Source organism: Plantactinospora sp. A48 (assembly GCF_055793945.1).
The window spans coordinates 96,862-122,869 of the sequence record NZ_JBTIXF010000004.1 but is presented as its reverse complement, the minus strand read 5'-3'; the positions used below and the strand labels follow the sequence as shown (position 1 = coordinate 122,869).

The following is a 26,008-nucleotide window of genomic DNA, read 5'->3' as shown; positions in this document are numbered from 1 at the left end:
AGCCAGGATGCTCCAGGCGACCTTGCCGATCGCCGTCAGCCGGCGACGGCGCTCGGGCCGAGCAGGGCCTTGAGGTCGGCCATCAGCGCGGTGGTCGGCGACACCCGGGTGGGTCCCAGCCGCAGCAGGGTGGCCCGGGATCCGTTGACCAGCTTGACGTGGACCTCGGCCGAGCCGGGATGGCTGGTCAACACCTCCCGCAGCCGTTCCACCAGCGGCGGGGTGCAGCGGGACGGCGGCAGGGCCAGCACCACCGGCTTCACCTCGTCGGCGGCGGTGATCTCCGGAATGGACAGGTCCATGGCCATCAGCCGGGGCTGGTCGTCACGCCGGTCGACCCGACCCTTCACCACCACGATGGCGTCCTCGGCGATGTACTGCCCGACCACCTCGTACGTGTTCGGGAAGAACAGCACCTCGACGGCACCGCCCAGGTCCTCCAGGCTGGCCGACGCCCAGGCCCGGCCCTGCTTGGTGATCCGGCGCTGCACCCCGGACAGGATGCCGGCGAGCGTGACCACCTGGCCGTCGTTCACCCGGCCCTCCTCGAAGAGGGCGGGGATCGACATGTCGGCCGCCGCCGCGAGCACGTGCTCGACCCCGAACAGCGGGTGGTCGGAGACGTACAGGCCGAGCATCTCGCGCTCGAAGCTGAGCAGGTCGGTCTTGTCCCACTCACCGTCCGGAATCGGCGGCGTCACCACCATGCCGCCACCCCCGCCGGAGTCGCCACCGCCGAAGGCGTCGCCGAACAGGTCGTACTGGCCGACGGCCTCGTTGCGCTTGATGTCCAGGAACGAGTCGATGGCGTCCACGTGGATCGCCAGCAGACCCTTGCGGCTGTGCTTCATCGAGTCGAACGCGCCGGCCTTGATCAGGGATTCGACCGTCTTCTTGTTGCAGGCCACCGCGTCGACCTTGCGCAGATAGTCGTAGAAGTCGGTGAACGCGCCCTTCGCCTGGCGGGACCGGCGGATCGACTCGACCACGTTGGTACCGACGTTACGGACGGCCGCGAGACCGAACCGGATGTCCTCACCGACCGCCGCGAACCGGGCGTTCGACTCGTTGACGTCCGGCGGGAGCACCTTGATGCCCATCCGGCGACACTCGGCCAGGTAGACCGCGGACTTGTCCTTGTCGTCGCCGACCGAGGTGAGCAGCGCTGCCATGTACTCGGCCGGGTAGTTGGCCTTGAGGTACGCGGTCCAGTACGACACCAGCCCGTAGCCGGCGGTGTGCGCCTTGTTGAAGGCGTAGTCGGAGAACGGGACGAGGATGTCCCACAGCGTCTTGATCGCGGCGTCGGAGTAGCCGTTGGCCTTCATGCCCTCGGAGAACGGCACGTACTCCTTGTCCAGGATCTCCTTCTTCTTCTTGCCCATCGCCCGGCGCAGCAGGTCCGCGGCGCCCAGCGTGTAACCCGCGAGCTGCTGGGCGATCGCCATGACCTGTTCCTGGTAGACGATCAGCCCGTAGGTGTCGCCCAGGATGTCCTCGAGCTTCTCGGCCAGCTCCGGGTGGATCGGCACCACCGGTTTGCGGCCGTTCTTGCGGTCGGCGTACTCGTTGTGGGCGTTGGCGCCCATCGGGCCCGGCCGGTACAGCGCCAGCACCGCGGAGATGTCCTCGAAGTTGTCCGGGATCATCGAGCGCAGCAGCGAGCGCATGGGGCCGCCGTCGAGCTGGAACACGCCGAGCGTGTCACCCCGGGCCAGCAGTTGGTACGCCGGCTTGTCGTCCAGGGGCAGTTCCTCAAGGACCAGGTCGATGCCCCGGTTCTCCCGGATGGAGTCCAGGCAGTCGTCCATGATCGTGAGGTTGCGCAGGCCCAGGAAGTCCATCTTGAGCAGGCCGATGGTCTCGCACGCGCCCATGTCCCACTGGGTGATGATCGCGCCGTCCTGCTCCCGCTTGTGGATCGGCAGCACGTCGATCAGCGGGTCCCGGGACAGGATGACGCCCGCGGCGTGCACCCCCCACTGCCGCTTGAGCCCCTCCAGGCCCTTGGCGGTGTCAACGATCTTCTGGACTTCTCCGTCCGACTCGTAGAGCTGCCGGAACTCCACCGCCTCCGGATAGCGCGGGTGCTTCGGGTCGAAGATGCCGCCCAGCGGGATGTCCTTGCCCATCACCGCCGGCGGCATGGCCTTGGTGATCCGGTCGCCCATCGCGAACGGGTAGCCGAGCACCCGGGCGGCGTCCTTGATCGCGGCCTTCGCCTTGATCGTGCCGTACGTGATGATCTGCGAGACCCGGTCGTCGCCGTACCGCTCGGTGGCGTACCGGATCATGTCGCCGCGCCGACGTTCGTCGAAGTCCATGTCGATGTCGGGCATCGAGATGCGGTCGGGGTTGAGGAACCGCTCGAACAGCAGGCCGTGCACCATCGGGTCCAGCTCGGTGATCCCGAGGGCGTACGCGATCAGCGAGCCGGCCGCCGAGCCACGGCCCGGACCGACCCGGATGCCCTCCCGCTTGGCGTACGCCACGAGGTCGGCGGTGACCAGGAAGTAGCCCGGGAAGCCCATCTTGAGGATGACGTCGAGTTCGTACTCGGCCTGGACGCGCCGGTCCTCCGGCACCCCGCCGGGGAACCGGTGGTCCAGCCCGCGCAGCACCTCCTTGCGCAGCCAGGACTCCTCGGTCTCGCCGGCCGGCACCGGGAACTGCGGCATCAGCTTGCGGGAGGCGAACACCTCGGCGTAGTCGCCGATCCGGTCGGCGATCTCCAGGGTGTTGTCGCAGGCACCCGGCACCTGGCTGTCCCACAGCTCGCGCATCTGCGCCGGGGACTTCACGAAGTAGCTGCGGCCCTCGAGCTTGAACCGCTTGGGGTCGGCCATCGTCGAGCCGGACTGCACGCACAGCAGCACCTCGTGCGCGTCGGCGTCCTTCTCGTACGTGTAGTGCAGGTCGTTGGTGGCCAGGGGCTTGAGGTTCAGCCGCTGGCCCAGTCGCAGCAGGTCCTCCCGGACCCGGGTCTCGATACCGAGCCCGTGGTCCATCAGCTCCAGGTAGAAGTTGTCCGGGCCGAAGATGTCCCGGAACTCGGCCGCCGACTCGCACGCCTTGTCGAAGTTGCCGATCCGCAGCCAGGTCTGGATCTCGCCGGACGGGCAGCCGGTGGTGGCGATGATGCCCTTCGCGTACTCGTTCAACAGCTCCCGGTCGGCGCGCGGCTTGTAGAAGAAGCCCTCCAGGCTGGACCGGGAACTGAGCCGGAACAGGTTGCGCAGCCCGTCGGCGTCCGCGGCCAGCATGGTCATGTGGGTGTACGCGCCACCGCCGGACACGTCGTTCTCGCCGCCGTCGGCCCAGCGCACCCGGGTCCGGTCCCCCCGGTGGGTGCCGGGTGTCAAATAGGCTTCCAACCCCACGATGGGCTTGATGCCCGCCGCGACGGCCTGCTTGTGGAAGTCGTACGCCCCGTACAGGTTGCCATGGTCGGTCATCGCCAGCGCGGGCATGCCGAGCCGGTTCGTCTCGGCGAACAGCTCCTTGAGCCGGGCGGCCCCGTCGAGCATCGAATACTCGGTGTGCACATGCAGATGCACGAACGAGTCAGACACCCGGAGCCCCCCTCAAGTCCACCGGCACCGACCCCCCGTCGCCGCCGGTCCCCGAGCCTAGTCCCCGGGGCGCCCCACCGGCAGTGCCAACACGGCGAAGACGAGATGATCGACACTCCCGGCCCGGAAACCGACGCCGACCGTGACCGGCCGGTCCCGCAAGGTCAGCGGACGAAGGGCTCCACCATCACGGCGGCCGCCTGCAACCAGGCTTCCCGGGTCTCCGGCTGGAGCTGCCCGTACTCGATCGACGAACCGGTCTCCAGCATGGGGTCGTAGGGCACGACGGCCACCGCCCGGGTCCGGGTGGCGAAGTGCCGCTGGAGGTCGTCCAGCAACGGCGAACGTCCCGGGGTCGGGCAGGACAGCAGGGTGACCGCGTTGTTGGCGAGTTCGCTCATGCCGACCTCGTGCAGCAGATCGAGCATCCAGTCGGCGGTGAACGCGGCGTCTTCCCGGGGAACGGTGGTGACCACAAGCTGGTCGGCGGCCCGCAGCACGGTCTGCCAGTTCGCGCTCTCCACGTTGTTGCCGGTGTCGACGCAGATCACGTTGTGGGTGCGGCGCAGCAGGTCCAGCACCCGGCCCACGGTGTGCTGGTCGAGCCTTGAGGCGAACCGGGAGTTCTCCTCGCCAGCCAGCACGTCGTACGAGTTGTCGGAGGCGTGTCGCAGGTAGTCGTCGAGCCGCTCGTACAGCGCGGTGCCGGAACTCGCCTCGATCATCATCAGGTCGGCGATCAGGTGCCGGATGGTCCGGGCGTGCCGGGCGCTGCCGGCGCGCAGCCCGAGGGTGCCACGCAGTTCGTTGTCGTCCCAGGCCAGTACGCCGCGGCCCCGGACACTGCCGATGGTGGCCGCCGCCAGCACGGTGGCGGTGGTCTTGTGCACGCCACCCTTGGGGTTGGCGAAGGCGATCACCCGGGGGCGGTCGATGTCGCGCCCGAGGATCGCGGTGGCCCGCTCGGTCTCCCGATCGACCGCGCGGCGCCGCCGGGCAGCGGTCCGGGGATAGCCGGGTTCGATGGTGGCCCGGCCGTGTGCCGCGGGTGCCGTGGCGGGTGGCAGCAGACCGGGTGGCGCGGGTGGCAGCAGCCCGGGCGCCGTACCGGGTGGCAGCAGCCCGGGTGGGGCCGTGCCGACCTGGGCGGTGCCGGGCGGGACCACGCCGCCCGGCGAGCCGACGGGAGGCGTCGGGTTGACCGGCGGGGCCACCGGCGCGGACCCGACCCGGGCGATGCCGGGCTGCGCCATGCCGACGGCGGCGCTCCCGGCCGGACGGGGTGACAGCGGCGGGGCGGCGCGGCGGGGCCGGGCCGGCACCGGTTCCGGGCCGGGCTGGCGGACGGGTTCCGTCCACGGCCGGTCCGGCTCGATCCGGGGAGCGCGCTGCGGGTCCGACTCACCGCGCGACGCCGGCTCGGCCCACGCGGTGGTGGGCGGCTCGGCGCGCCCGGCAGCCGGCTCGCCCCACGCGGCCGGAGGCTCGGCGCGCCCGGGTGCGGGCTCGGTCCACGGCCGGCCGGCCCCGCCCCGGCTGGGCAACGGCTCCGCCCGCGGCGACGGCTCGGGACGCGGCACCGGCTCCGCCCGCGGTGACGGTTCGGGGCGCGGCACCGGCTCGGCGCGCGGCATCGACTCGGTACGGGGCATCGGTTCCGCGCGCGACAACGGTTCCGGACGCGACAACGGATCCGGACGCGAGAACGAATCTGGACGCGGCATCGGTTCCGGACGCGACAACGGATCGGTCCACGGCTGTGCCCGGTCGGCCGGTGCGGGCGGGGGATCCGACGGGGACGCCGGGTATGAGTTGTCCAGCAGGGCGTACCGCGAGTTGGCCGGCGGCGGGTAGTCCGGGTTCAACGGGGCGTACCGGGACTGCGGCCCCTCCTCCTCCGCGGCCAGGTCCCGCAGCGCGGCATACCGCGACTCACTCAACCGGCGCGCGGCCGCGAGATCCCCCGGCTCCGGGCCGCCGCTGCCGTCGTTGTCGAAGAAGCCGCTCCCGCCCAGGTCGTCCGGCCGGTACCGGTCACCGTTCGGTTCCGGGTAGCCGCTGCGGGTGGCCGGCACCCCGGACCAGTCGGGAGCGCCAGCGGCAGGGCCGGCGTCGGGGGTCGCACCCCGGGCCGAACCACCGTTGGCGCGTCGGGACGCCCCCCGGGACTCCTCGCCGCGCCGCCCCTCCGGCTCGGAGTGGTCGGTCGAACGACCGCCCCGGGCCCGGTCGAGCAGCGCCCGCCAACGCGGCGCAGGCTCTGCCGGGCGGCCCCAGCCGTTCTCGGTGCCGTCCACGGCTCGCCCTCCCAGCGCGATCGGTCCCCGCCTGACAGGCTACGAACCAAACCCTGTCGGGGCCACACCGGGGCACGCAGATTGCCGTCCCGTTGATGAACCGGCTACAAGGTGTGCCGATGGACCCGCGGCCACCGTACGCCGATCCGGGCCCGTCCGGCTACGCCGGAGCCGTACCTCGCCGGTGAACCCGGGGTCGGGGTGGCGCACCGGGCCGGGGTGTCGCGGTACCGGTGGGCGTCGGCGGGGCGGACGTGCCGAGGAAACCCGTGGGAGCACCGGGGGTGGCTGTCTCGGCAGTCGGGATCGGGACCGGACTCTCCGATCGGGACGGTTGGACGCCTTCCGGAGTGCGGAACGAGGCGGCCGAGGACGGGGGCAGCACCGGGGCCGACGGTGACGGCGACAGCGACGGCACTGACGGCGCCAGCGACGATGCCGGCACCGGCATCGGCGGGTTCGGTACGGGGCGATCGGTCGAGGCGGGCAGCGACAGCGGCACCGGCTCGGTCCCGGGCAGGACCGTGTCCCGCTGCTCGGGCAGCGGCGGGACGAACACGGCCTCGTCCAGTCGGGTCACCCCCGGGGCCGGATCCACCGCCCGGATCTCCGGCCGGTCGGCCAACCGTCCCAGCACCGGCGGCGTCGCGCGGACCACCGCGGCGTAGACGCAGTCGCAACCGGACCGGTACGCGGCCGCCTCGGCCTCGGCCACCGCGGCCTGCTCGGTGAGCCGTACCCGCAACGCCTGGTCGGGCCCGCTGGCCACACCCGCGGCGGCGGCCCGTCGGCGCAGATCACGGGCGGCGGCCTCGCGCTGCCGGGCCGCGTCGGCCATCCCCGCCAGCACGTCGGCGGGGATCCGCCGGGCCTCGATCCGGATGCTCTCGGTCTCCGTCGCGGGCAACGGCACCCGGCCGAACACCTCGGCCACACCGGTCTCGGCGAGCGCGCCGGACAGCCGGTTCGGCGGCAGGTATTCGGCGAGGGTCACCAGGGCGTACGTCTCACCGGCCGGCTCACCCGGGCGGAGCAGTTCGGCCAGCCGATCCCGACTCGTCGCGACGTAGCTGGGGACCGACTCCCCCTGGTGGACCCCGATCCGGGGCGGCCCGGCGGCTACCGGCGGGCCGGTCACCGGCCGGCCGAGCACCCAGGCCGTGGTCAACAGCACGGCCAGCACCGACGCCAGCGTCGCACCGGTGAGCAGGGGCAACCCACGTCGGTCGCATCCCAACTCGCCGACGAGGCGCCCGAGCGCGGGCAGTACCCGGCGGTCCAACTGTCGTAGCAGGTCACCGGCGCGCACAGGCGGAACCCCCTCCCGCTCGACGTCGTGGTGGGGAGCCCAGCCGAGGTTCAGTCGCGGAGCACGGCGAGTGCCTGCCCCAGATCATCAGGGTAGTCGCTGACAAACCGGACCGGCTCCGCCGTACGGGGGTGTAGAAAACTGAGCGCTCGGGCATGCAGCCACTGCCGGGCCAGCCCCAGCCGGCTGGCCAGCGTCGGATCCGCGCCGTAGGTCAGATCACCGACACACGGGTGCCGCAGGGTCGAGAAATGCACCCGGATCTGATGGGTACGACCGGTTTCCAGCCGCACATCCACCAGGCTCGCCGAGGGGAACGCCTCGATCGTGTCGTAGTGCGTGACGCTGGGTTTGCCGTCGGAGACCACGGCCCACCGGTAGTCGTGGTGCGGGTGCCGGTCGATCGGCGCGTCGATGGTGCCCCGCAGCGGGTCGAGGTGGCCCTGCACCACGGCGTGGTAGCGCTTGTCGACCTCACGTTCCTTGAAGGCCCGTTTGAGGACGCTGTAGGCCAGCTCGCTCTTCGCCACCACCATCAGGCCGGTGGTGCCCACGTCCAGCCGGTGAACCACGCCCTGGCGCTCGGCGGCACCACTCGTGGCGACCGTGTGCCCCATCGCGGCGAGCCCGCCGATCACCGTGGGACCGGTCCACCCCGGACTGGGATGGGCGGCCACCCCCACCGGCTTGTCGACCACCACGATGTCGTCATCGTCGTACACCACGGTCAGGCCCGGGACCGACTGCGGGATCACCGTCGGCGCGGCGGGCGGGGCGGGCAGCGTGACCTCCAACCAGGACCCGGCGGTCACCTTGTCCGACTTGGGCCGGGGTACGCCGTCGACCCGCGCGTCGCCGGCCTCCACGAGCGCCGCCGCGGCGGTCCGGGAGAGCCCGAACAGTCGGGACACGGCCTGGTCCAACCGCATCCCGTGCAGGCCGTCGGGAACCGGCAGCGACCGTTCGGCACCGGCGGGCGAGGCGGAACCGGGCAGCATCGTCACGCGCGTTCCTCCGTTCCACCGGACCCGGACCCCGGATCACCAGCCGAGCCGCCGGGCTGCGCCAGGGTGGCGGTCCGGTCGACCCGGCCACCGTCCCGGCGGTGTCCGGTGAGTTCGAGCAGCACCGCGAGCACCACCCCGCAGAACAGCGAGCTGTCGGCCAGGTTGAACACCGGGAAGTGCTCCCCGTACGGCCCGAACAGGCTGATCATGTCCACGACGTGACCGAGGAACACGCCGGGCGCCCGGAAGACCCGGTCGGCGAAGTTTCCGAGGGCCCCGCCGAGCACGAGGCCGAGGGAGACGGCCCAGGGCACCGAGCGCAGCCGGGCGGCCATCCAGGCGATCCAGCCGATCACCGCGAGCGTGATGATCGGGAACACCCAGGTGTGCCCGGAACCCAGGCTCCACGCGGCGCCGCTGTTGCGGATGAGGCTCAGCCAGATGACGCCGCCGAGCAGCCGGACCGGCTCACCGGGGGTGAGCCCGGACAGCGCCCACTGTTTGCTGCCGAGGTCGACCAGCAACGCCACCGCGGCGGTCGACAGCAGGACGAGCACCGCCCGCCGGCGCCGGGCCACCGACGGCGGCGGAACGGTCTCCGGCCGGACGGGCCGTGCTTCGGTCATCTGCTCCCCATCGACGGTGCGCGGTCACCGTTGGACCGCAGATCAAACACCGCACCCTAGCGCGCGGTGCCGACGACGGGGCCACTGCGGCGGCCGGCCCTATCGCCGCTCCTCCAGCTGCTTGCACTTCACACACAGGGTGGCCGACGGGAACGCCGCCAGGCGCTCGACCGGGATCGGATCGCCACACCGCTCGCACCAGCCGTAGTTGCCGGCGTCGAGGCGTTCCAACGCCCGCTCCACCTGTGTGATCCGGTCAAGGATGCCGTTGGCGAGGGAGATCTCCTGCTCCCGCTCGAACGTCTTGGTGCCGGTGTCGGCCTGGTCATCGCCGGCCGAGTCGGTCAGTCGCTCGCGCTGCAACTCGGTGATCTCGCTCAGCGTCTGATCGTACTCGCCTCGCAACTCGTCCCGGCGGGCTGCCAGGGCGGCCCGGATCTTCTCGGTCTCGGCGGCGGTGCGGGTGCCCCGCTGGGGCTTGCGGCCGGCGGTCTTCGTCTCGACTGGCTTCGCCATCGTCGCTCCCTAGGCCGCGGATTCCGCGGCGATCGGCGGTGCCTGGACAGGGTCGCCCGGCTCGGCCGTCCGGGAACCGGTGGTCGGCGCGGTCCGGCTGGTACGGCGCCCCGTCGGCGCCGTGACACCGTCGGGGCGTGACGCCGTGCCGGGAAGGGTAGCCGGTCCGGTCATCACTCCCCCAGATGCAGAAAGGGGCGCGCGACGTGGTCTCGCGCACTCCAGAGGTTGGCAAGAATACGGAACGTACAGACGTCCGACAACGCGCCGCACCGATATGTCCTTGATCCGCCCGATTGTTATCGCAAACCGGGCAAAGCGACGCTAGCAGATCACCGGTTCCGGCCGTCGCCGTACTCTCCAAACCAGCGGGCCAGCCGACCCCGCCGGCTGACCGCCCGCAGCCGCCGCTCGGCCAGCTCCCGGGCCTGGCCGGTGGCCACGATCAACATGCTGTCGCCCAGCCGCAGCCGGGTGTCCGGCCCCGGCACGAAGCCCTGGCCGTCCCGCAGGACGAGGGTCACCGAGGCGCCCACCGGCAACCGCAGTTCGTCCACGTGGACGCCGGCCAGCCGCGAGCCGGGCGGGATCTCCAACTGGAGCAGATCGGCCCGCATCCGCTCCAGCGGCGCCGTCTCCACCCGCAGTTCGGTGACCTCCCCCGGCGCGGTGACCCGCAGCCGGCGGGCCACCGCGGGCAGCGTGCCGGCCTGGACCACCGTGAAGATCACCACAAGCACGAAGACCACGTCGAAGAGCCGGTCCGCGCCGGGCACCCGCAGCGACAGCGGAATGGTGGCCAGTACCACGGGGACCGCCCCGCGCAAGCCGGCCCAGGACAGGAACGCCTGCTCCCGGACACCCACCCGGAACCCGGTGGCGGAGATCACCACCGACAGCGGACGGGCCAGCAGCACCAGGGCCAGGCCGGCCACCACGGCCGGCAGCACCGCCGCGCCCAGCCGACCCGGCCCGACCAGCAGACCCAGCAGCACGAACAGACCGATCTGGGCCAGCCAGGCCAACCCGTCGGCGAACCCCAGGATGGCCTGCCGGTGCGGCAGCCGGGCGTTGCCCAGGACGACTCCGGCGACGTAGACGGCGAGGAATCCCGAACCGTGCAGCACCCCGGTGGCCGCGTACGCCAGGACGGTGAGCCCGATCACGGCGATCGGGTAGAGGCCGGCCGCCGGCAGGGCCGCCCGGCGCAGCGTGGTCCGGCCCGCCACCCCGGTGGCGAAGCCGACGGCGGCGCCGACAGCCAGCTCGTAGCCGATGGTCAGCAGCTCCCATCCCCAGTGCGGTGCGGCCGACGGATCCCGGGACAGCAGCAGCACCAGCAGCACCACCGGAGCGTCGTTCATGCCCGACTCCGCCTCCAGGGTCGCCACCAGACGGGCCGGCAGGCGCAGCCGGCGCAACGTGGCGAAGACGGCCGCCGCGTCCGTGGAGGACAGCACCGCGCCGTAGAGCAGGGCCAGCCGCCACGACAGGTCCAGCAGGAGATGGGTGGCCACCCCGACCACGACGATGCTGACCACCACGCCGACCGTCGCGAGTGTCGCGGACAGCCCGAGCACCGGACGCAGGGTGCTCCACCGGGCCGTGAGGCCACCCTCCGCGATGATCACGATGAGCGCGCAGAAACCGAGGTTGCGGGTCAGCTCCGCGTCGTCGAACCGGATCCCCAGCCCCGCCTCGCCGATGGCCACCCCGAGGGCGAGGTAGACCAGCAGGCTGGGTACCCCGAGCCGGGTGGAGAGACGTACCGCACCGACCGCGATCAGCAGGACGAGGGCGCCGACCAGCAGCGCGAGGTCGAGCGGGGAGGTCACGCCGGGGGTCCGGCGCGCAGCACGTTCAGCCGGTCGGCCAGGTCCGGCGGCGGGTCGGCGATCTCGAACAGCTTGTCCCGACTGGTCGCGCCGGCCCGCAACGTCACCGAGGCGGGCCGTACCCCGAGGGCCTCGGCCAGCGCCCGCCGGGCCGCCTCGGTGGCCCGTCCGTCCACCGCGGGCGCCGGCACCAGGATCATCAGCGCCGGGCCGTGCGGGCCGGAACGGACGTCGCCCACCCGGGTCCGGGCCGCACCCGGCCGCACCCGGACCGGCACGACGAAGGGAGCCGGATCCACCGCGCCGGACGCGTGGCCGTGCCGTCGGGCGGAGCCACGGATCGGGTCATTCCCCGCGCCGGGCAGGCGGCCGTGCCGTCGGGCGGCGCCACGGGTCGGGTCATCCACCGCGCGGGGCGCGCCTCGGTGCGCTGCCACCCGGCGCTCAGCCCCGGGGTTGACCGGCGAGCAGGGCCGTGTCCGGCTCGCAGAGCGCGCAGGGGGTGAAGCCGTATCCGATCGCGTCCCGGACCGGCAACGCCTCGGCGGGCCGACCGGTCAGGTACGAACACCCGGCGATGTGGTAGCGGGGGCGACCGTCGACCACGAGGACGTCATCGGTCAACTGTGCCACCAGGGCCGCGTCGGCGGCCGGGCTGGACTGGACACCGGGCTCGTCGGAGAACTCGTCGGACTCCGGTCCCGACTGGTGCGGAACCGTCGTCCCGGCGGCCCGTTCATCCGCCGGGGCGGGCTCGTCCGGGTCCGCCCCGTGGACCGTGCCGACCCACCCGTCGGCGGACCGGGGTTCGTCGAGGTCACCGGCGAAGGATCGCGGGTCGTCCCGGTCGGTCCGGCGGGTGGGCGAACCGAACCGGGGTCTGCCCGGATCGGCCGCCGCCCGGCCGACCGCCGCCTGCCGGGCTCCGACCACCAGTGCCACGGCGGCCAGCAGGCTGGCCGCGATGGAACTGACGAGGAGCACGCTGGAGCCGCTGGCCAACCCGAACACGAGCAGCGCGATAGCGACGAGGATGAGCAATAGGCTTCCCACTATCACGGGCTCACCCCCGCCGCTTCGTCCCTGTCATACGTTGTCGGTCGGCACTCCGGGCGCTGCCGCCCGCCGGCCCGGCACGACCGCCCAGGTCGGGCCGGGCGCCGGGCTCAGCGGCCGGACTCGAGGGCGCCGGAACGCCCGCCGCCGTACGAGTTGGCGAGGCCGGCCGTCGCGAGGCTGGCGGGGTTGGCACCGGACCGATTGCCTTCGGTCCGACCCATCTCCACCTCGAGACCCTGGCCACGTCCGTCGAGGTCCCGCAGCTGGCTCTCCAGGTACGCCTTGAGCCGGGTGCGGTACTCGCGCTCGAACTGCTTGAGCTCCTCGATGTGCTTCTGCAACGCGGTGCGCTTGGCGTCCAGGCCGCCCATGGCCTCCTGGTGCCGCTGGCGCGCGTCCCGCTCGAGGGCGTCGGCCTTGGCCCGCGCCTCCCGGGTGACCTCCTCGGCCTTGGAACGGGCCTCGGAGAGCAACTGGTCAGCCTCGCGGCGGGCGTCCGAGACGTGGTCGTCGGCGGTCCGCTGGGCCATCATCAGCACCCGCAGCGCCTGCTGCTCGCCGTCGCCGCCGCCGACCACGCCGCCCTGGGCGCGCACCTGCTCGAGCTCGGCCTGCATGGCGCGGGCGGCCTGCTCCGCGGCGGCCTTGTCCCGCTGCACCCGGTCAAGCTGTGCCTTGACATCGTTGAGCTCGGCGGCCAGCCGCGGGTCGGCACCGGGGCCGGCCGGAGCACCGCCACGGCCACCACGCTCGACCTGGGCGCGCAGCTCGTTGTTCTCCTCGATCAGACGGGCCAGCTCGCGCTCGACCTCATCCAGGAAAGCGTCGACTTCTTCCTCGTCGTACCCCCGTTTGCCGATCGGTGGCTTCTTGAAGGCGACGTTGTGGACGTCGGCCGGGGTCAGCGGCATCGAAACTCCTCGGGTCAGTTGCGGCCGCGTAGCACGCTGGTCAGATTGTCGATGTGATCAGCGGCTGCACCACGAACCTCATCAGCACGAACAGGATAACCAGGAGCACAAGGGAGGCCAGGTCGATGCTCACGGTACCAATTCGCAATGGCGGGATCACACGCCTCAACGCCTTGAGAGGGGGATCAGTGACGCTCCACACGGATTCGAGTCCGGCGGACGCCGCGCGGCCAGGTTGCCAGCGCCGGCCGTACTGGAGCACGGCGCCGAGAACAAATCGGGCTAAAATCACCAACAAAAACACGTAGAGGAGCAGGTACAGGACCTGGAAGAAGATCGAGAACACGGAACCCCTCAGTCGACTAACTCAGGCTGAAGAACCCGCCCTCAGCGATCTTGGCCTTGTCCTCCGCAGTGACCTGGACATTGGCCGGTGAGAGCAGGAACACCCGGTTGGTAACGCGCTCGATCGTACCCCGGAGCCCGAACGCCAGTCCGGCAGCGAAGTCCACCAGACGGCGGGCATCCGCCTCATCCATCTCGGTAAGATTGATGATCACCGGGACCCCGTCCCGGAAATGCTCACCGATCGTCCGCGCCTCACGGTAGGTGGTCGGGTGCAGCGTGGTGATCTGGTAACGCTGCTCCTCCTCGGGCTGACTGGCCCGGACCGGCGGCTGAGCCTGCGGGGCGAGGGCCAGGTTGTCCCGGGTGTGGTAGGAGTGCGTGTTCGCGGAGTCGCCCGCGCCGGGCCGGGTGATGGAACGCACGCTGGCCCGCTCGGTCCGGTCCATCCGCTCGGTGCGGTCCAGCCGCTCAGCCCGGTCGAGCCGCTCGGCCCGGTCGTCCTCGCTCCGGTCCAGGTCGCTGCCGCGACTGGTCGTCCGGTCAGTCAGCCGGCCACGGTCACCGGACCGGGCTCGCGGCGGGGTCACCGGCGCCTCCGGCTCGTCATCGGCGTCGTCGTAGTCCTCGGCGTACCGGCTCTGCCGGTAGCGCGACTCGCGGTATCCACCCTTGTCATAGGCCCCGTCGTCGTCGTACCCACGCTCGTCATCCTCCTCGACGAGCCCGAGCCAGACGCCAGCCTTGCGCAGTGCACCCATCCCCGCGCCCTCCGTCCACCATGCGGCACGCGCCCCCGTGCCGCTTCACCGTCCACTCGCGTGGACACCCACCGCGCCCACCGGTCACAAGACCACGACGGCCCGGGTCGACCGAGCCGTCAGTCCCCTGCTCTCGCGGAAGGTCAGATCGCCCCGGAACACCAGCTCCGGCCTGAACAACACCCGTGTAATTCACCGTCGGCGCCAGGCTACCGCAGCGTGGCACGCATTCCGAGCAACGCGCTACCAACCCGTACGAGTGTCGCACCGTGCGCCACCGCCGCCTCCAGGTCGCCACTCATCCCGGCCGACAGCACGGTGGCCCCCGGATGTTCGGCCCGAACCGCGCCGGCCAACTCGGCCAGCCGGCCGAAGGCCCGGTCCGGTTCCCACCCCAGCGGCGCCACCGCCATCAACCCGGCCAGGCGCAGGCCCGGGGCCCCGGCGACCGCGTCGGTCACCGCCCCCAGACCCAGATCGGGATCCGCGCTGTCCGGCAGCGCGCCGCCGCGGTCCGGGTCGCCGTCGATGCTGACCTGCACGAGGACGTCCAGCGGGCTGTCCCGGGCCGCCGTCGCGGCGCCGGACAGCGCCATGGCCAGCCGGGCGCTGTCCACCGACTGGACCGTGTCGGCGTACCCGACCACCGAGCGGCACTTGTTGCGCTGCAACCGGCCCACGAAGTGCCAGCGTGGGCCGGCACCGCCGGCCCGGACCTCGGCGGCCTTCGGCGCCGCCTCCTGGTCACGGTTCTCCCCCACGTCGGTGACGCCGAGCCCGGCCAGCAGCAGTACGTCGCTGGCCGGGTAGGTCTTGGTGACCGCGATCAGCCGGACCTCGCCCCGGTCCCGGCCGGCCGCGGCGCACGCCGCCGAGATCCGGTCCTGGACCCGGGCGAGGTTGCCGGCCAACTCGGCGCGCCGGGCGCCGGCAGGATTGTTCGTCAACGGAGCGCGTCTTCCACGGTCGCAGGGGTGAGCCGTACCAGACGTACTCAGGAGCCGTTCTTGAGGAAGTCGGGCACGTCGACGTCGTCGAACAGCACCCGCCGCGGCTGCGGGGTCGGCGTGGCCGGCGTGGCGGGCTGAGCCGGAACGGCCGGCGGTGGCCCGGTCGGCGGCCCGCTCTTGCGCGGCGTCTCGGTCGACTTGTACGCCGGGGTCCCCCCGTCGAAGCCGGCCGCGATCACCGTGACCCGCACCTCGTCGCCGAGCGCGTCGTCGATGACCGCGCCGAAGATGATGTTGGCGTCCGGGTGCGCCGCGTCGGTGACCAGCTGCGCCGCGTCGTGGATCTCGAAGAGGCCCAGGTCGGAGCCGCCGGCGATGGACAGCAGCACGCCACGGGCGCCGTCCATGCTCTGCTCGAGCAGCGGGCTGGAGATGGCCGCCTCGGCCGCCTCCACCGCCCGGTTGTCCCCCCGGGCGCTGCCGATGCCCATCAGCGCGCTGCCGGCCCCGCTCATCACGCTCTTGACGTCGGCGAAGTCCAGGTTGATCAGACCCGGCGTGGTGATCAGGTCGGTGATGCCCTGGACACCGGAGAGCAGCACCTGGTCGGCCTGCCGGAAGGCGTCCATCATGCTGATGCCCCGGTCGCCGAGGGCCAGCAGCCGGTCGTTGGGGATCACGATCAGGGTGTCGCACTGGTTGCGCAGTTCCTCGATCCCGGCCTCGGCCTGGACCTGCCGGCGCTTGCCCTCGAACGAGAACGGCCGGGTCACCACGCCGATGGTCAGCGCGCCGAGCTTTCGGGCGATGTTGGCCACCACGGGCGCCCCGCCGGTGCCGGTGCCGCCGCCCTCGCCGCAGGTGACGAAGACCATGTCGGCGCCCTTGAGCACCTCCTCGATCTCGTCCCGGTGGTCCTCGGCGGCGTTCTTGCCGACGTCCGGGTTGGCCCCGGCGCCGAGGCCCCGGGTCAGTTCGCGGCCGACGTCGAGCTTGACGTCGGCGTCGCTCATCAGCAGCGCCTGCGCATCGGTGTTGATCGCGATGAACTCGACGCCCTTGAGCCCAACCTCGATCATGCGGTTGACGGCGTTGACACCGCCCCCACCGATGCCGACGACCTTGATGACCGCCAGGTAGTTGTGCGGAGGTGTCATCGGGGTCCTTTCCTTCGAGATCGGCAGGTGCGCCGAGCGTGGTACGGCCGGGCCGGAGCACGGTTGACATTCCCCGGCGACGGAGCGCGAAGGCTAAACCCTCACCCTCTACTAGAGGCTTAGAGTTATGTCAACCACTGATCCTCTCGGGGCAACGTAAGCGCCGGCCCGGCGGCTGCCAAGGACCCGCCTCGGCGTGTCGCCGCGCCGGTCAGCGGATGGTCACCACATCCGGGGCGCTGACATCGAAGGTGTTTCCCTTCCCGGCCAGCAAGGACAGCGCGACCCGGGCCTTCACCTCGGGCTGCGAGGAATCTCCCCAGATGATCGTCCGGCCGCTGGCCAGCAGCAGCGTGATCCGGGCCGGACTCGCCGCACCCACCTCGGTCACCTGCTGCCGCAACTCGGCCGGAAGCGCGCCGAACACCTGCGTCGCCGCCCGGGTCGCCGGATCATCCGGACCGGGCGAACCGATCCGGGCCAGCGGCAGGCCTTCCGGGCGGATGGGCACCGACTGGAACACCACCCCCGTGCCGTCCAGCACGGCGTACCCGTCGGGGCGCGGCACGACCAGCGCCGGCGTCCGCTCGACGACCTCGATGACCAGGGTGCCCGGCCAGGACCGGTGCACCGTGACCCGGCGGACCGCCGGCAGCGCGGCCACCCGGCGACGCACCCCACCGAGGTCGACCCGGGCCAGCGGCGTGCCGTCCGGTACGGCCGCCGCCGCGCGCACCTGCGCCGGGGTCAGCACGCCCGTGCCCGCGACCCGGACCTCGTCCACCCCGAGCAGGCCGGTGCCCAGCACCAGCCAGCCGGCGAGCACCACCACCCACAGGCCGCCGGCCACGATCAGCCAGGGCAGGGCGGCGCGCAGCCGGCGCTGCCGGGCCCGACGCATGAAGCGCCGGGCCGACGGGGGCACCGCGGCGTTGCCGGCCCGGACCAGCCGCCACCGGCGGGCGGGACCGGGCCGGGCCACCGGGTCCGCGCCGCCCTCGGGCCGACCGGCGGCCGGCTCCGGGCGGGCCACCGACAGCCGGTCGGCACCGGCGCGGCGCACCGGGCCCCGACCCGCCGGCCGCCCGCCGGCGCCGGAACGCGACCCGCCGGTCCCGCGCGGCCCGCCCGGCGACCGGCCGCGACCGGCGGCCGGGCTCATCCGGCCGTACGGGGAGCGGCGTCCAGCCCGGCGTCCACGCCGGCCGGACCAACCCGGTCGGCCAACGCCGCCAACAGCTCGTCCCCGAGCAGCGAGATGGGCGGGGCGCCCATCGTCACCACCAGATCACCCGGCCGGGCCCGGCGGGCCACCTCGGCCGGTACGTCGTCCCAGGACGGCAGGAACACCTTGCGCCCGGCCGGCAGGTCGATCTCCTCGGTCAGCGCCACGCCGCCCTCGCCCGGCTCGCGCACCTCACCCGGACCGAAGACCTCCAGCACCACCGCCTCGTCGGCGAGACTCAGCGCGCGGGCCAGGTCGGACTGCAGGTCACGGGTGCGGTACAGCCGGTACGGCTGGAACACCACGATCACCCGGCCACCGGCGGCCACCTCACGCAGCGTCTCCAGGGCCAACGTCATCGAGGTCGGGTGGTAGGCGTACTCGTCCCAGACCTGGACCCCGGCGACCGTGCCCTTGCGCTCGAACCGCCGACGTACGCCCGGGAACGACGCCAGCGCGGCCAGCGCGGCCTCCAACGGCACACCCAGCTTCAGCGTGGTGAGCACCGCCGCGGCGCTGTTCAGCCCGAGGTGCCGGCCCGGCGTCGACAGCCGGATCTCACCCAGCGGCTCGCCGTGCAGGGTGGCCAGGTAGCGCACCCCCTGCGCGGACGAGGCGATGTCGGTCATCCGCAGGTCGGCGTCGTCGGCCGTGCCGTACGTGAAGACGGTCCGGCCCTGCCCGCGCAGCCCGACGGCCAGCCGGCGGGTGCCCGGGTCGTCGGCGCAGAGCACCACGAACCCGTCCGGCTCGGTCAGCCCGGCAAACTCGGCGAACCCGGCCTCCAGCCCGGCGTAGTCGCCGTAGGTGTTCAGGTGGTCCGGTTCGACGTTGGTGATGATCGAGGCGTACGGGCGGTAGAGCAGGAACGACCGGTCGCTCTCGTCGGCCTCGGCCACCACGTACTCGCCGGTGCCGTGATGGCCGTTGGAGCCGACCTCGGAGATCTCCCCGCCGATCACGAACGACGGGTCGAGCCCGGCCCGCTGCATGATCATTGTCACCATCGAGGTGGTGGTGGTCTTGCCGTGCGTGCCGGCGACCGCGATCGTGAGGCGGCCGGTCATCACCGCGCCCAGCGCCTCGGAGCGGTGCAGCACCCGCAGCCCGCGCCGGTGCGCCTCGACCAGCTCCAGGTGCTCCGGCGGGATGGCCGAGGAGTAGACCACGGTGTCCACGCCGTCCAGGTTCTCCGGCCGGTGGCTCATGTGGATCGTGCCGCCCAGCGCCCGCAGCCCGACCAGCGAGGGCCACTCCCGCAGCTCGCTGCCGGTGACCGGGACGCCGCGGGTGAGCAGCAACCGGGCCAGGCCGCTCATCCCGACCCCGCCGATCCCGATCAGGTGTACGGTGCCCAGCTCCTCGGCGGCGACCGTGCCCGCCGGGGACAGCTCCGCGGTGTTCAACGCCACCATCAGTTCCCATCTCCGTTCGCGACCAGGGCGCTCGGCACGCTCCGCGCGCTCACCGGGCCGACCCCATGCTCCGCCGCGGCACACTTCGCCGCGCCCGCCGGGCCGACCCCCGCGCTCCGCCGTGGCAGTTCCCGCGCGCTCACCGGTTCAGCACCTCGTAGACGAAGTCCAGCAGCGCCTCGTCGCCGTCCCGCCGGCCGTACGCGCCGGCCGCCGCGCCCATCCCGGCCAGCCGGCGCGGGTCGCGCAGCAGCGGGATCACGTGCTGCTCGATCCAACCCGGACTCAGCTCGGCGTCGTCGACGAGCAGGCCGCCGCCGGCCTCCACCACCGGCAGCGCGTTGCGGCGCTGCTCCTGGTTGCTGTGCGGGTACGGCACGTAGACCGCGGGCAGACCGATCGCGGCCACCTCGGCGCAGGTCATCGCGCCACCCCGGCAGAGCATCAGGTCCGCCGCCGCGTAGCCCAGTTCCATCTCGGACAGGTAGGGCAGGGTCACGTACGGCACCGGCAGGTCGGTCGGCACCGAGACGCCCTCGTTGCGGGCGCCGATGACGTGCAGCACCTGGATGCCGGCCGCCGACAGCTCCTTGGCCGCCCCGGCGACCGCGAGGTTGATCGACCGGGCGCCCTGGGATCCGCCGGAGACGAACAGGGTCGGCAGGTCCGGCCGCAGCCCGAAGTGGGCCCGGGCGGCGGCTCCGTGCACCGTCCGGTCCAGCCCGGTGATCGCCCGCCGCAGCGGCACCCCCACCACCCGGGCGTCGCGCAGCGCCTCGGCCTGGACGGGCTGGTGCGGGAAGCCCACCGCCACATCCCTGGTGAACTTCATCCCCATCCGGTTCGCCACCCCCGGTGGCACGTTCACCTCGTGGATCACGATCGGCAGCTCCCGCCGCCACGCCGCCAGGTAGGCCGGCACCGACACGTACCCGCCGAAGCCCAGCACCAGGTCGGCGCGCACATCGTCGATCACCTTGCCCGCCTCCCGGGCCGCCCGCCACATCCGGTCGGGGGTACGCAGCAGGTTCATGTTCACCGACCGGGGCAGCTGGTACGCCGGGATCAGCCGCAGGTCGTAGCCGTGCGGCGGGATCAGCTCGTTCTCCAGCCCCTTGGGTGTGCCCAACGCGGTGATCCGGACGCCGGGGTCGTGTCTGCGCAGACAGTCGGCGAAGGCGAGCAGGGGGTAGATGTGCCCCCCGGTGCCGCCTCCCGCGAGCACCACCGACCGCAGCGGACCCATCAGCGTCTCCTCTCGCTCGCCGTTTCGGCGCGCACTCTGGTCGCCCGGCCGTCGTTCGGCCGGGCCTCCCGCCGTGGTCCGGACCGTGGTCCGGACCCCCGGGCGGGCGCCGCCGGCTCCGGGCCGGGGCGCCGCCGGCCGGGAATCGGCGGCAACGGGGCCCAGAGTAGTCGGACCCAGGGTGCCGGCGGACGGGCGTTCAGGGCTCTGGCAGCATCCGGTTCGGCCCGGGCGAACGAGGCGAGCATGCCCACGGCGGCCAGGGTGACCACGAGCGCGCTGCCGCCGTCGGAGATGAACGGCAGCGGCAGGCCGGTGATCGGCAGCAGGCCGACCACCCCGCCGATGTTGATGATGGCCTGGCTGACCAGCCAGGTGGTGGCCGCCGCCGCGGCCAGCCGGCGGAACGGGTCGGTCACCCGGCGGGCGATCCGCAGTCCGGTGTACGCCAGCACGGCCAGCAGTGCGAGCACGACCACGCAGCCGACCACCCCCAGTTCCTCGGCCAGGATCGCGTAGATGAAGTCGTTGTGCGCCTGCGGCAGCCAGTCCCACTTGAGGCTGCTCTTGCCCAGGCCCACCCCGAACCAGCCGCCGTGGTCGATCGCGCTGCGCGCCATGCCGAGCTGGTAGCAGGCGGCCTCCAGGCACTTCGGATCGTTCTGGTGCAGGAACGCCGTCAGCCGCACCAGCCGGTAGTTCTCCGCGTCGGTGCTGCCCGAGCCGGCGCCCAGGGAGGCGGCGGCGATCAGCAGGCCGATGCCGACCAGCCCGACCGCGCCGAGGGTGGCGAAGATCCGCATCCGGACGCCGGCCGCCCACAGCAGGCCCACCACGATGGCCAGCAGGCAGAGCATGGTGCCCAGGTCGTTGTAGCCGACCAGCAGGAACAGCAGCCCCACCGCCGGGGCCAGCGGCATCAGCAGTTCCCGCCACCAGCCCACGGCCGGGCCCTTGCGGGCCACCACCTCGGCGCCCCACAGCACCATGCCGAACTTCGCGATCTCGGACGGCTGCAACCCGATCGGCCCGATGTACAGCCAGAGCAGGTCGGCCTCCAGCGGCCCCACGCGGGCCACCTCCAGGTCGGCCAGCGACTGGTAGACCAGCAGCAGGTCCAGGACCACCAGCAGCAGCAGCGAGCCGATCAGCACCGGGCCACCCAGCGAGCGGAACGACCCGGCGGGCAACCGCTGGCAGATCCAGAACGCGACAAGCCCGATGAAGGCGTAGAACGCCTGCTTGGCCAGGTCCGCGAAGGCGTTGCCGTTCTCCGCGTACGCCTGCACGCTGGTCGCCGAGAAGACCATGGTCAGGCCGATCATCAGCAGCAGTCCGGAGCTGGAGATCAGCAGGTAGTAGGAGGCGAGCGGCCGGGCCAGCAGCCCGCGCAGCGCGGCCAGCATCGCCGGCGGGTCGAACCGCCACGCCGGCCGGGGGGTCGGGGTGGCCGGTGCCGGCGTACCGGCCGGCGGTTCCGGCCGGCGCCTCGGCGGTCCCGCCTGGTCAGCGGGCTGGGCGCCGGTCATGCGCGCGTCTTCCGGTGCTGGGCCATCCGACCATCATCGAGCCTCGGCACGCCGGGCCGGCGCAGCCCGCCGGTCGGCGTGTCGCACCAGCGCCGCCTGGCCACGCGGCCGGCCTGCCACGCCGGGACCGGCCGGTGGCCGGGCCGCGACCCGCCGCTCAGCTCGTGGCGGTCAGGAACTCGCTGTAGAACAGCCCCAGCGCGATCGCCACCCCGATGCCCGCGATGATCCAGAACCGGACCACGATGTTGACCTCGCTCCACCCCGCCAGTTCGAAGTGGTGCTGCAACGGTGACATCCGGAACACCCGTTTACCGGTGGTCTTGAACGAGATGATCTGGATCACCACGGACATCGTGATGATCACGAAAAGACCACCGAGGATCAGCAGCAGCAGCATGGTCCGGGAGGCCATCGCGAGACCGCCGATCAGGCCGCCCAGCCCCAGCGCGCCGGTGTCGCCCATGAAGATCCGCGCCGGCGAGGTGTTCCACCAGAGGAACCCGACACAGGCCCCGGCCGCCGCCCCCGCGATCAGGGCGATCTCCAACGGGTCCCGGACCGCGTAGCAGTAGTTGCCACCCGCGCTGTAGTCCCGGTCACCGCACCAGTGCCGGTACTGCCAGAAGGCGATCAGGGCGTACGCGCCCAGCACCATCACCGAGGCCCCGGTGGCCAGGCCGTCGAGCCCGTCGGTGAGGTTGACCCCGTTGCTGGCGCCCATCACCACCAGCACGAAGATGATCACCGAGACCACCTTGCCGACGTTCAGCACGTTGATGTCCCGGATGAAGGAGATCGTCGTGCTGCCCACGGTCTGCCCGTTGGTGCTGGGGAAGTACAGGGCGATCACCCCGAACACCGTGCCCACCAGCAACTGGCCGATCAGCTTGCCCCGCGCGCTCAGCCCGAGGCTGTTGCGCTTGCGCACCTTGAGGTAGTCGTCGAGGAACCCGACGGCACCGCAGAACACGAACAGCCCGAGCAGCACCAGCGCGGTGACCGTCGGCCGGACCTGGGCGATCTGCGCCTCCGGCAGCGTGGTCAGCGCGAGGTGCCCGGCCACGTAGGCGATCACGGTGGCCACGATGAACACCACCCCACCCATCGTGGGGGTGCCCTTCTTGCCCTGGTGGCTGGCCGGCCCGAGGGTACGGATCGGCTGACCCGCCTTGAGCGCCCGGAAGATCCGGATGCCGATCGGGGTGCAGAACAGCGACACGATGAACGCCACCGCCGCCGCGACGATGACCGCCCTCACGCCGGCTCGCCCTCGGTCGATACCGTGCCGTCGGCGCGCAGCGCGTCGGCCACCTCCCAGGTGCGGTAGCGCGAACCCTTCACCAGGACGACGTCACCGGGGCGCAGGTCGCGCCGCAGCTCCTCGATCGCCGCCGCCTGATCGGTCACCAGCACCGATGTTCCTCCCCAGGTCGCGACCGAGCGTGCCCCGTCGTGGATCGGCGCAGCCGCCTCCGCCACGACCAGCACCCGGTCGACGTTCAACTCGGCCGCCAGGCGGCCGACCTCCGCATGCCCGTCCCGCTCGAACGGGCCCAACTCCGCCATGTAGCCGAGGACCGCGATGGTCCGCCGGCCGTCGCCCAGACCGGTCAACGCCCGCAGCGCCGCCGCCATGGAGGCGGGATTGGCATTGTACGAATCGTCGATCACCGTCACCCCGTCGGCGCGGTCGAAGACGTCCATCCGTCGGGTGGAGACCAGGGTGAGCTCACCGAGCGCCCTCCCCAACTCCTCCAGCGGCATCCCGAGCTCCCGTGTCACGGCCGCGGCCAGCAGCGAGTTGCCCACCTGGTGCGCCCCGGTCAGCCCGAGCCGGACCGGGACCCGCCCCTGCGGGGTGACAAGCGTGTACGAGTGCCGGCCGCGCTCGTCCGGGTGGATGTCGACCGCCCGCACCTGGGCGTCGGCCGCCTCACCGGCCAGCACCACCCGGGCGGAGGTCCGCTCGGCCATCGCCCGGACCAGCGGGTCGTCGGCGTTCAACACGGCCAGACCGTCCGGTGGCAGCGCCTCGACCAGTTCGCCCTTGGCCGCCGCGATGGCCTCCCGGGAGCCGAACTCGCCGATGTGCGCCACCCCCACGTTGATCTCCACGGCGATCCGGGGTGGCGCGATCCCGCACAGGTAGCGGATGTGCCCGGGACCCCGGGCGCCCTTCTCCAGTACCAGGTAGCGGGTCGTCTCGTCGGCCCGCAGGACCGTCCAGGGGTGGCCCAGTTCGTTGTTCAGCGAGCCGGCCGGGGCGACCGTCGGTCCGAGCCGGCTCACCAGCTGCCCGATCAGATCCTTGGTGCTGGTCTTGCCGGACGAGCCGGTCAGTCCGATCACGGTCAGCTCCGGCAGCCGGTCCAGCACCGCCCGCGCCAGCGCCGCCATGGCGGCCAGGGCGTCTGCCACCAGCACCGTCGGCACGCCCTCGACCGCCCGGGTACCGAGCACGGCCACCGCCCCGCCGCGTACCGCCGTGGCCGCGTAGTCGTGCCCGTCCACGTTCTCCCCGGCGAACGCCACGAACAGCCCACCCGGGGTGATCCGGCGGGAGTCGTACTCGACCGTACCGGTCACCCGGGCGGTGGGGTCGGCCGCCACCAGCCGGCCGTCGACCGCGGTGGCCACCTCGGCCAGGGTCAGCGGGATCATCGCTGACCCACCAGCCGACCGAACCGGTCGGTCAGCGCCGCCGCCAGCTCCACCCGGTCGTCGAAGGGCCGCGTGCGGCCCTCGATCTCCTGCCCGCGCTCGTGTCCCTTGCCCAGCAGCGCGATGATGTCGCCCGGCTCCGCCCGGCGGACCGCCTCGTCGATCGCGTTCCGCCGGCCGGCCACCTCCACGACCTCCGCGCCGCCGGCCCGCTCGGCGCCGGCCCGTACCTGGGCCCGGATCCCGGCCGGTTCCTCGCTGCGCGGGTTGTCGTCGGTGACCAGCACCAGGTCGGCGCCCCGGGCCGCCGCGTCGCCCATCACCGGGCGCTTACCGCTGTCGCGGTCGCCGCCCGCGCCGATGACGCAGATCAGCCGGCCCGAGCCGGCGGTCAGCTCGCGCAGCGCGGCCAGGGCCGCCACGATGGCGTCCGGTTTGTGCGCGTAGTCCACCACCCCCCGCACCGGTCCGCCGGTGTCGACCAGTTCCAGCCGGCCCGGCACCCCGGGGCAGGCCGCCACCCCGGCCGCGGCGGTCGCCGGGGCGACGCCCGCGCCCACCAGCGCGGCGATGGCCAGCAGCGCGTTCGCCACGTTGTGCCGGCCCGGCAGGGTCACTCCGGCCGGCACCTCGATGCCGCCCGGACCGTGCGCGGTGAACCGCTGGGCGAAGCCGGACCCGGCGACGTCGCCGGCCCACCAGGTCGCCGTGCGGTCACCGGACGCCGAGTAGGTGACGGTGGCCGGCTTGCGCAGCGACTCCAGCGCCGGATCGTCGGCGTTGAGCACCTCGACCGCGCACCGGCCGTCGAACAGCAGCGCCTTGGCGGCGAAGTAGTCCGCCACGCTGTGGTGGAAGTCCAGGTGGTCGGAGCCGAAGTTGGTGTAGCCGCCGACCGCGAACCGGACGCCGCCGACCCGGCCCATCGCGAGGGCGTGGCTGGACACCTCCATCACCACGTCGGTCACCCCGCGCTCCCGGGCCGCCGCCAGCATCGCGTGCAGGTCGGTGGCCTCGGGCGTGGTCCGGACGCTGTCCACCCGCAGGTCACCGAGGCGGGTCTCGACCGTGCCGATCAGCCCGGTGGTCCGGCCGGCGGCCCGCAGGCCCGCCTCCACCAGGTAGGCCGTGGAGGTCTTGCCGGCCGTACCCGTCAGGCCGATGACGGTCAGCGCGGCGGTCGGGTCGCCGTAGACCGCCGAGGCCACCGGGCCGAGCGCCTGCCGGGGGTCCGGGACCACCAGTGCCGGCAGCCCGGCCTCGGCCGCCGCCGGGGCACCGGCCGGATCGGTCAGTACGGCCACCGCACCGGCCGCGGCGACCGCCGGAACGAACTCGGCGCCGTGCCGGCGGGCGCCGGACAGCGCGGCGTACAGGTCACCGGGGCGGACCTCGGTGCTCGCGTGGGTGACGCCGGAGACCGGCGTACCGGCGGCGCCCGCCGGGAGGGCCGCCCCGATCCGCGCGGCGAGGTCGCCGAGCGGTACCGGGGGCACGGTACGGGGACGCGGATTGCCGGACACGGCGTCAGACCCTACCCCGTCCGGCCGTCCCGACCGCACCGCCGCCCCGCCGCATCTGCCG

At 72.8% G+C, this 26,008-nt stretch carries 21 protein-coding genes; all 21 read right to left on the bottom strand.

Translation table 11 applies throughout. From position 1 onward, the window contains the following. Positions 1-35 precede the first annotated feature (35 nt). Positions 36-3,572 carry a DNA polymerase III subunit alpha gene (gene dnaE / locus ACXN5W_RS04135; protein WP_473156769.1) on the bottom strand — a complete coding sequence of 1,179 codons (3,537 nt, stop codon included), beginning with the start codon at positions 3,570-3,572 and terminating at the stop codon, positions 36-38. Between the two features lie 164 nt (positions 3,573-3,736). Beyond that, positions 3,737-5,224, bottom strand: a complete 1,488-nt coding sequence (locus tag ACXN5W_RS04130; RefSeq protein WP_473156823.1) for a MinD/ParA family ATP-binding protein — start codon at positions 5,222-5,224, stop codon at positions 3,737-3,739. An 805-nt stretch (positions 5,225-6,029) separates the two neighbouring features. After that, the gene (locus tag ACXN5W_RS04125) at positions 6,030-7,178 is read right to left on the bottom strand and encodes a hypothetical protein (RefSeq protein ID WP_473156768.1); all 1,149 of its coding nucleotides are present in this window, start codon (positions 7,176-7,178) and stop codon (positions 6,030-6,032) included. Positions 7,179-7,228: 50 nt separating this feature from the next. Next, the gene (locus ACXN5W_RS04120) at positions 7,229-8,176 is read right to left on the bottom strand and encodes an RluA family pseudouridine synthase (protein WP_473156822.1); all 948 of its coding nucleotides are present in this window, start codon (positions 8,174-8,176) and stop codon (positions 7,229-7,231) included. 2 nt (positions 8,177-8,178) lie between these two features. Further along, positions 8,179-8,811 (bottom strand): signal peptidase II, encoded by a 633-nt coding sequence (lspA, locus tag ACXN5W_RS04115; RefSeq protein WP_473156767.1) that lies wholly within the window; start codon positions 8,809-8,811, stop codon positions 8,179-8,181. Positions 8,812-8,910: 99 nt separating this feature from the next. Further along, positions 8,911-9,327, bottom strand: a complete 417-nt coding sequence (locus tag ACXN5W_RS04110; RefSeq protein ID WP_473156766.1) for a TraR/DksA family transcriptional regulator — start codon at positions 9,325-9,327, stop codon at positions 8,911-8,913. A gap of 332 nt (positions 9,328-9,659) precedes the next feature. Then, positions 9,660-11,162 carry a potassium/proton antiporter gene (locus tag ACXN5W_RS04105; protein ID WP_473156765.1) on the bottom strand — a complete coding sequence of 501 codons (1,503 nt, stop codon included), beginning with the start codon at positions 11,160-11,162 and terminating at the stop codon, positions 9,660-9,662. Next, positions 11,159-11,461 carry a DUF167 domain-containing protein gene (locus ACXN5W_RS04100; RefSeq protein WP_473156821.1) on the bottom strand — a complete coding sequence of 101 codons (303 nt, stop codon included), beginning with the start codon at positions 11,459-11,461 and terminating at the stop codon, positions 11,159-11,161. Before ACXN5W_RS04100 ends, ACXN5W_RS04105 begins: the two co-directional genes overlap by 4 nt. 145 nt (positions 11,462-11,606) lie before the next feature. Continuing rightward, positions 11,607-12,221 carry a hypothetical protein gene (locus ACXN5W_RS04095; protein WP_473156764.1) on the bottom strand — a complete coding sequence of 205 codons (615 nt, stop codon included), beginning with the start codon at positions 12,219-12,221 and terminating at the stop codon, positions 11,607-11,609. Between the two features lie 107 nt (positions 12,222-12,328). Beyond that, positions 12,329-13,132: a DivIVA domain-containing protein gene (locus tag ACXN5W_RS04090; RefSeq protein ID WP_473156763.1), complete on the bottom strand. Its 804-nt coding sequence runs from the start codon at positions 13,130-13,132 to the stop codon at positions 12,329-12,331. A 40-nt stretch (positions 13,133-13,172) separates the two neighbouring features. Further along, entirely contained in the window at positions 13,173-13,478 is a 306-nt protein-coding gene (locus ACXN5W_RS04085; RefSeq protein WP_473156762.1) for a YggT family protein, read from the bottom strand. 16 nt (positions 13,479-13,494) lie between these two features. Further along, positions 13,495-14,238 carry a cell division protein SepF gene (locus tag ACXN5W_RS04080; RefSeq protein ID WP_473156761.1) on the bottom strand — a complete coding sequence of 248 codons (744 nt, stop codon included), beginning with the start codon at positions 14,236-14,238 and terminating at the stop codon, positions 13,495-13,497. Positions 14,239-14,447: 209 nt separating this feature from the next. Then, positions 14,448-15,185 carry a YggS family pyridoxal phosphate-dependent enzyme gene (locus ACXN5W_RS04075; RefSeq protein ID WP_473156760.1) on the bottom strand — a complete coding sequence of 246 codons (738 nt, stop codon included), beginning with the start codon at positions 15,183-15,185 and terminating at the stop codon, positions 14,448-14,450. 47 nt (positions 15,186-15,232) lie between these two features. Then, complete coding sequence (gene ftsZ, locus ACXN5W_RS04070; protein ID WP_473156759.1) at positions 15,233-16,345, bottom strand: cell division protein FtsZ; 1,113 nt, start codon at positions 16,343-16,345, stop codon at positions 15,233-15,235. A 211-nt stretch (positions 16,346-16,556) separates the two neighbouring features. Beyond that, positions 16,557-17,327: a cell division protein FtsQ/DivIB gene (locus tag ACXN5W_RS04065; RefSeq protein ID WP_473156820.1), complete on the bottom strand. Its 771-nt coding sequence runs from the start codon at positions 17,325-17,327 to the stop codon at positions 16,557-16,559. A gap of 176 nt (positions 17,328-17,503) precedes the next feature. Next, positions 17,504-18,985, bottom strand: coding sequence for a UDP-N-acetylmuramate--L-alanine ligase (gene murC, locus ACXN5W_RS04060; RefSeq protein ID WP_473156758.1), 1,482 nt, complete (start codon positions 18,983-18,985; stop codon positions 17,504-17,506). Positions 18,986-19,124: 139 nt separating this feature from the next. Further along, positions 19,125-20,231, bottom strand: a complete 1,107-nt coding sequence (murG, locus tag ACXN5W_RS04055) for an undecaprenyldiphospho-muramoylpentapeptide beta-N-acetylglucosaminyltransferase (protein WP_473156757.1) — start codon at positions 20,229-20,231, stop codon at positions 19,125-19,127. Beyond that, positions 20,231-21,637, bottom strand: coding sequence for an FtsW/RodA/SpoVE family cell cycle protein (locus ACXN5W_RS04050; RefSeq protein ID WP_473156819.1), 1,407 nt, complete (start codon positions 21,635-21,637; stop codon positions 20,231-20,233). Before ACXN5W_RS04050 ends, murG begins: the two co-directional genes overlap by 1 nt. A 280-nt stretch (positions 21,638-21,917) precedes the next feature. After that, the gene (gene mraY / locus ACXN5W_RS04045; RefSeq protein ID WP_473156756.1) at positions 21,918-23,021 is read right to left on the bottom strand and encodes a phospho-N-acetylmuramoyl-pentapeptide-transferase; all 1,104 of its coding nucleotides are present in this window, start codon (positions 23,019-23,021) and stop codon (positions 21,918-21,920) included. After that, positions 23,018-24,424: a UDP-N-acetylmuramoyl-tripeptide--D-alanyl-D-alanine ligase gene (locus ACXN5W_RS04040; RefSeq protein WP_473156755.1), complete on the bottom strand. Its 1,407-nt coding sequence runs from the start codon at positions 24,422-24,424 to the stop codon at positions 23,018-23,020. The genes mraY and ACXN5W_RS04040 overlap by 4 nt, the downstream gene beginning before the upstream one ends. Further along, a complete protein-coding gene (locus tag ACXN5W_RS04035) occupies positions 24,421-25,947 on the bottom strand; it encodes a UDP-N-acetylmuramoyl-L-alanyl-D-glutamate--2,6-diaminopimelate ligase (protein WP_473156754.1) in 1,527 nt (508 codons plus the stop codon). The genes ACXN5W_RS04040 and ACXN5W_RS04035 overlap by 4 nt, the downstream gene beginning before the upstream one ends. Between the last annotated feature and the right edge of the window lie 61 nt (positions 25,948-26,008).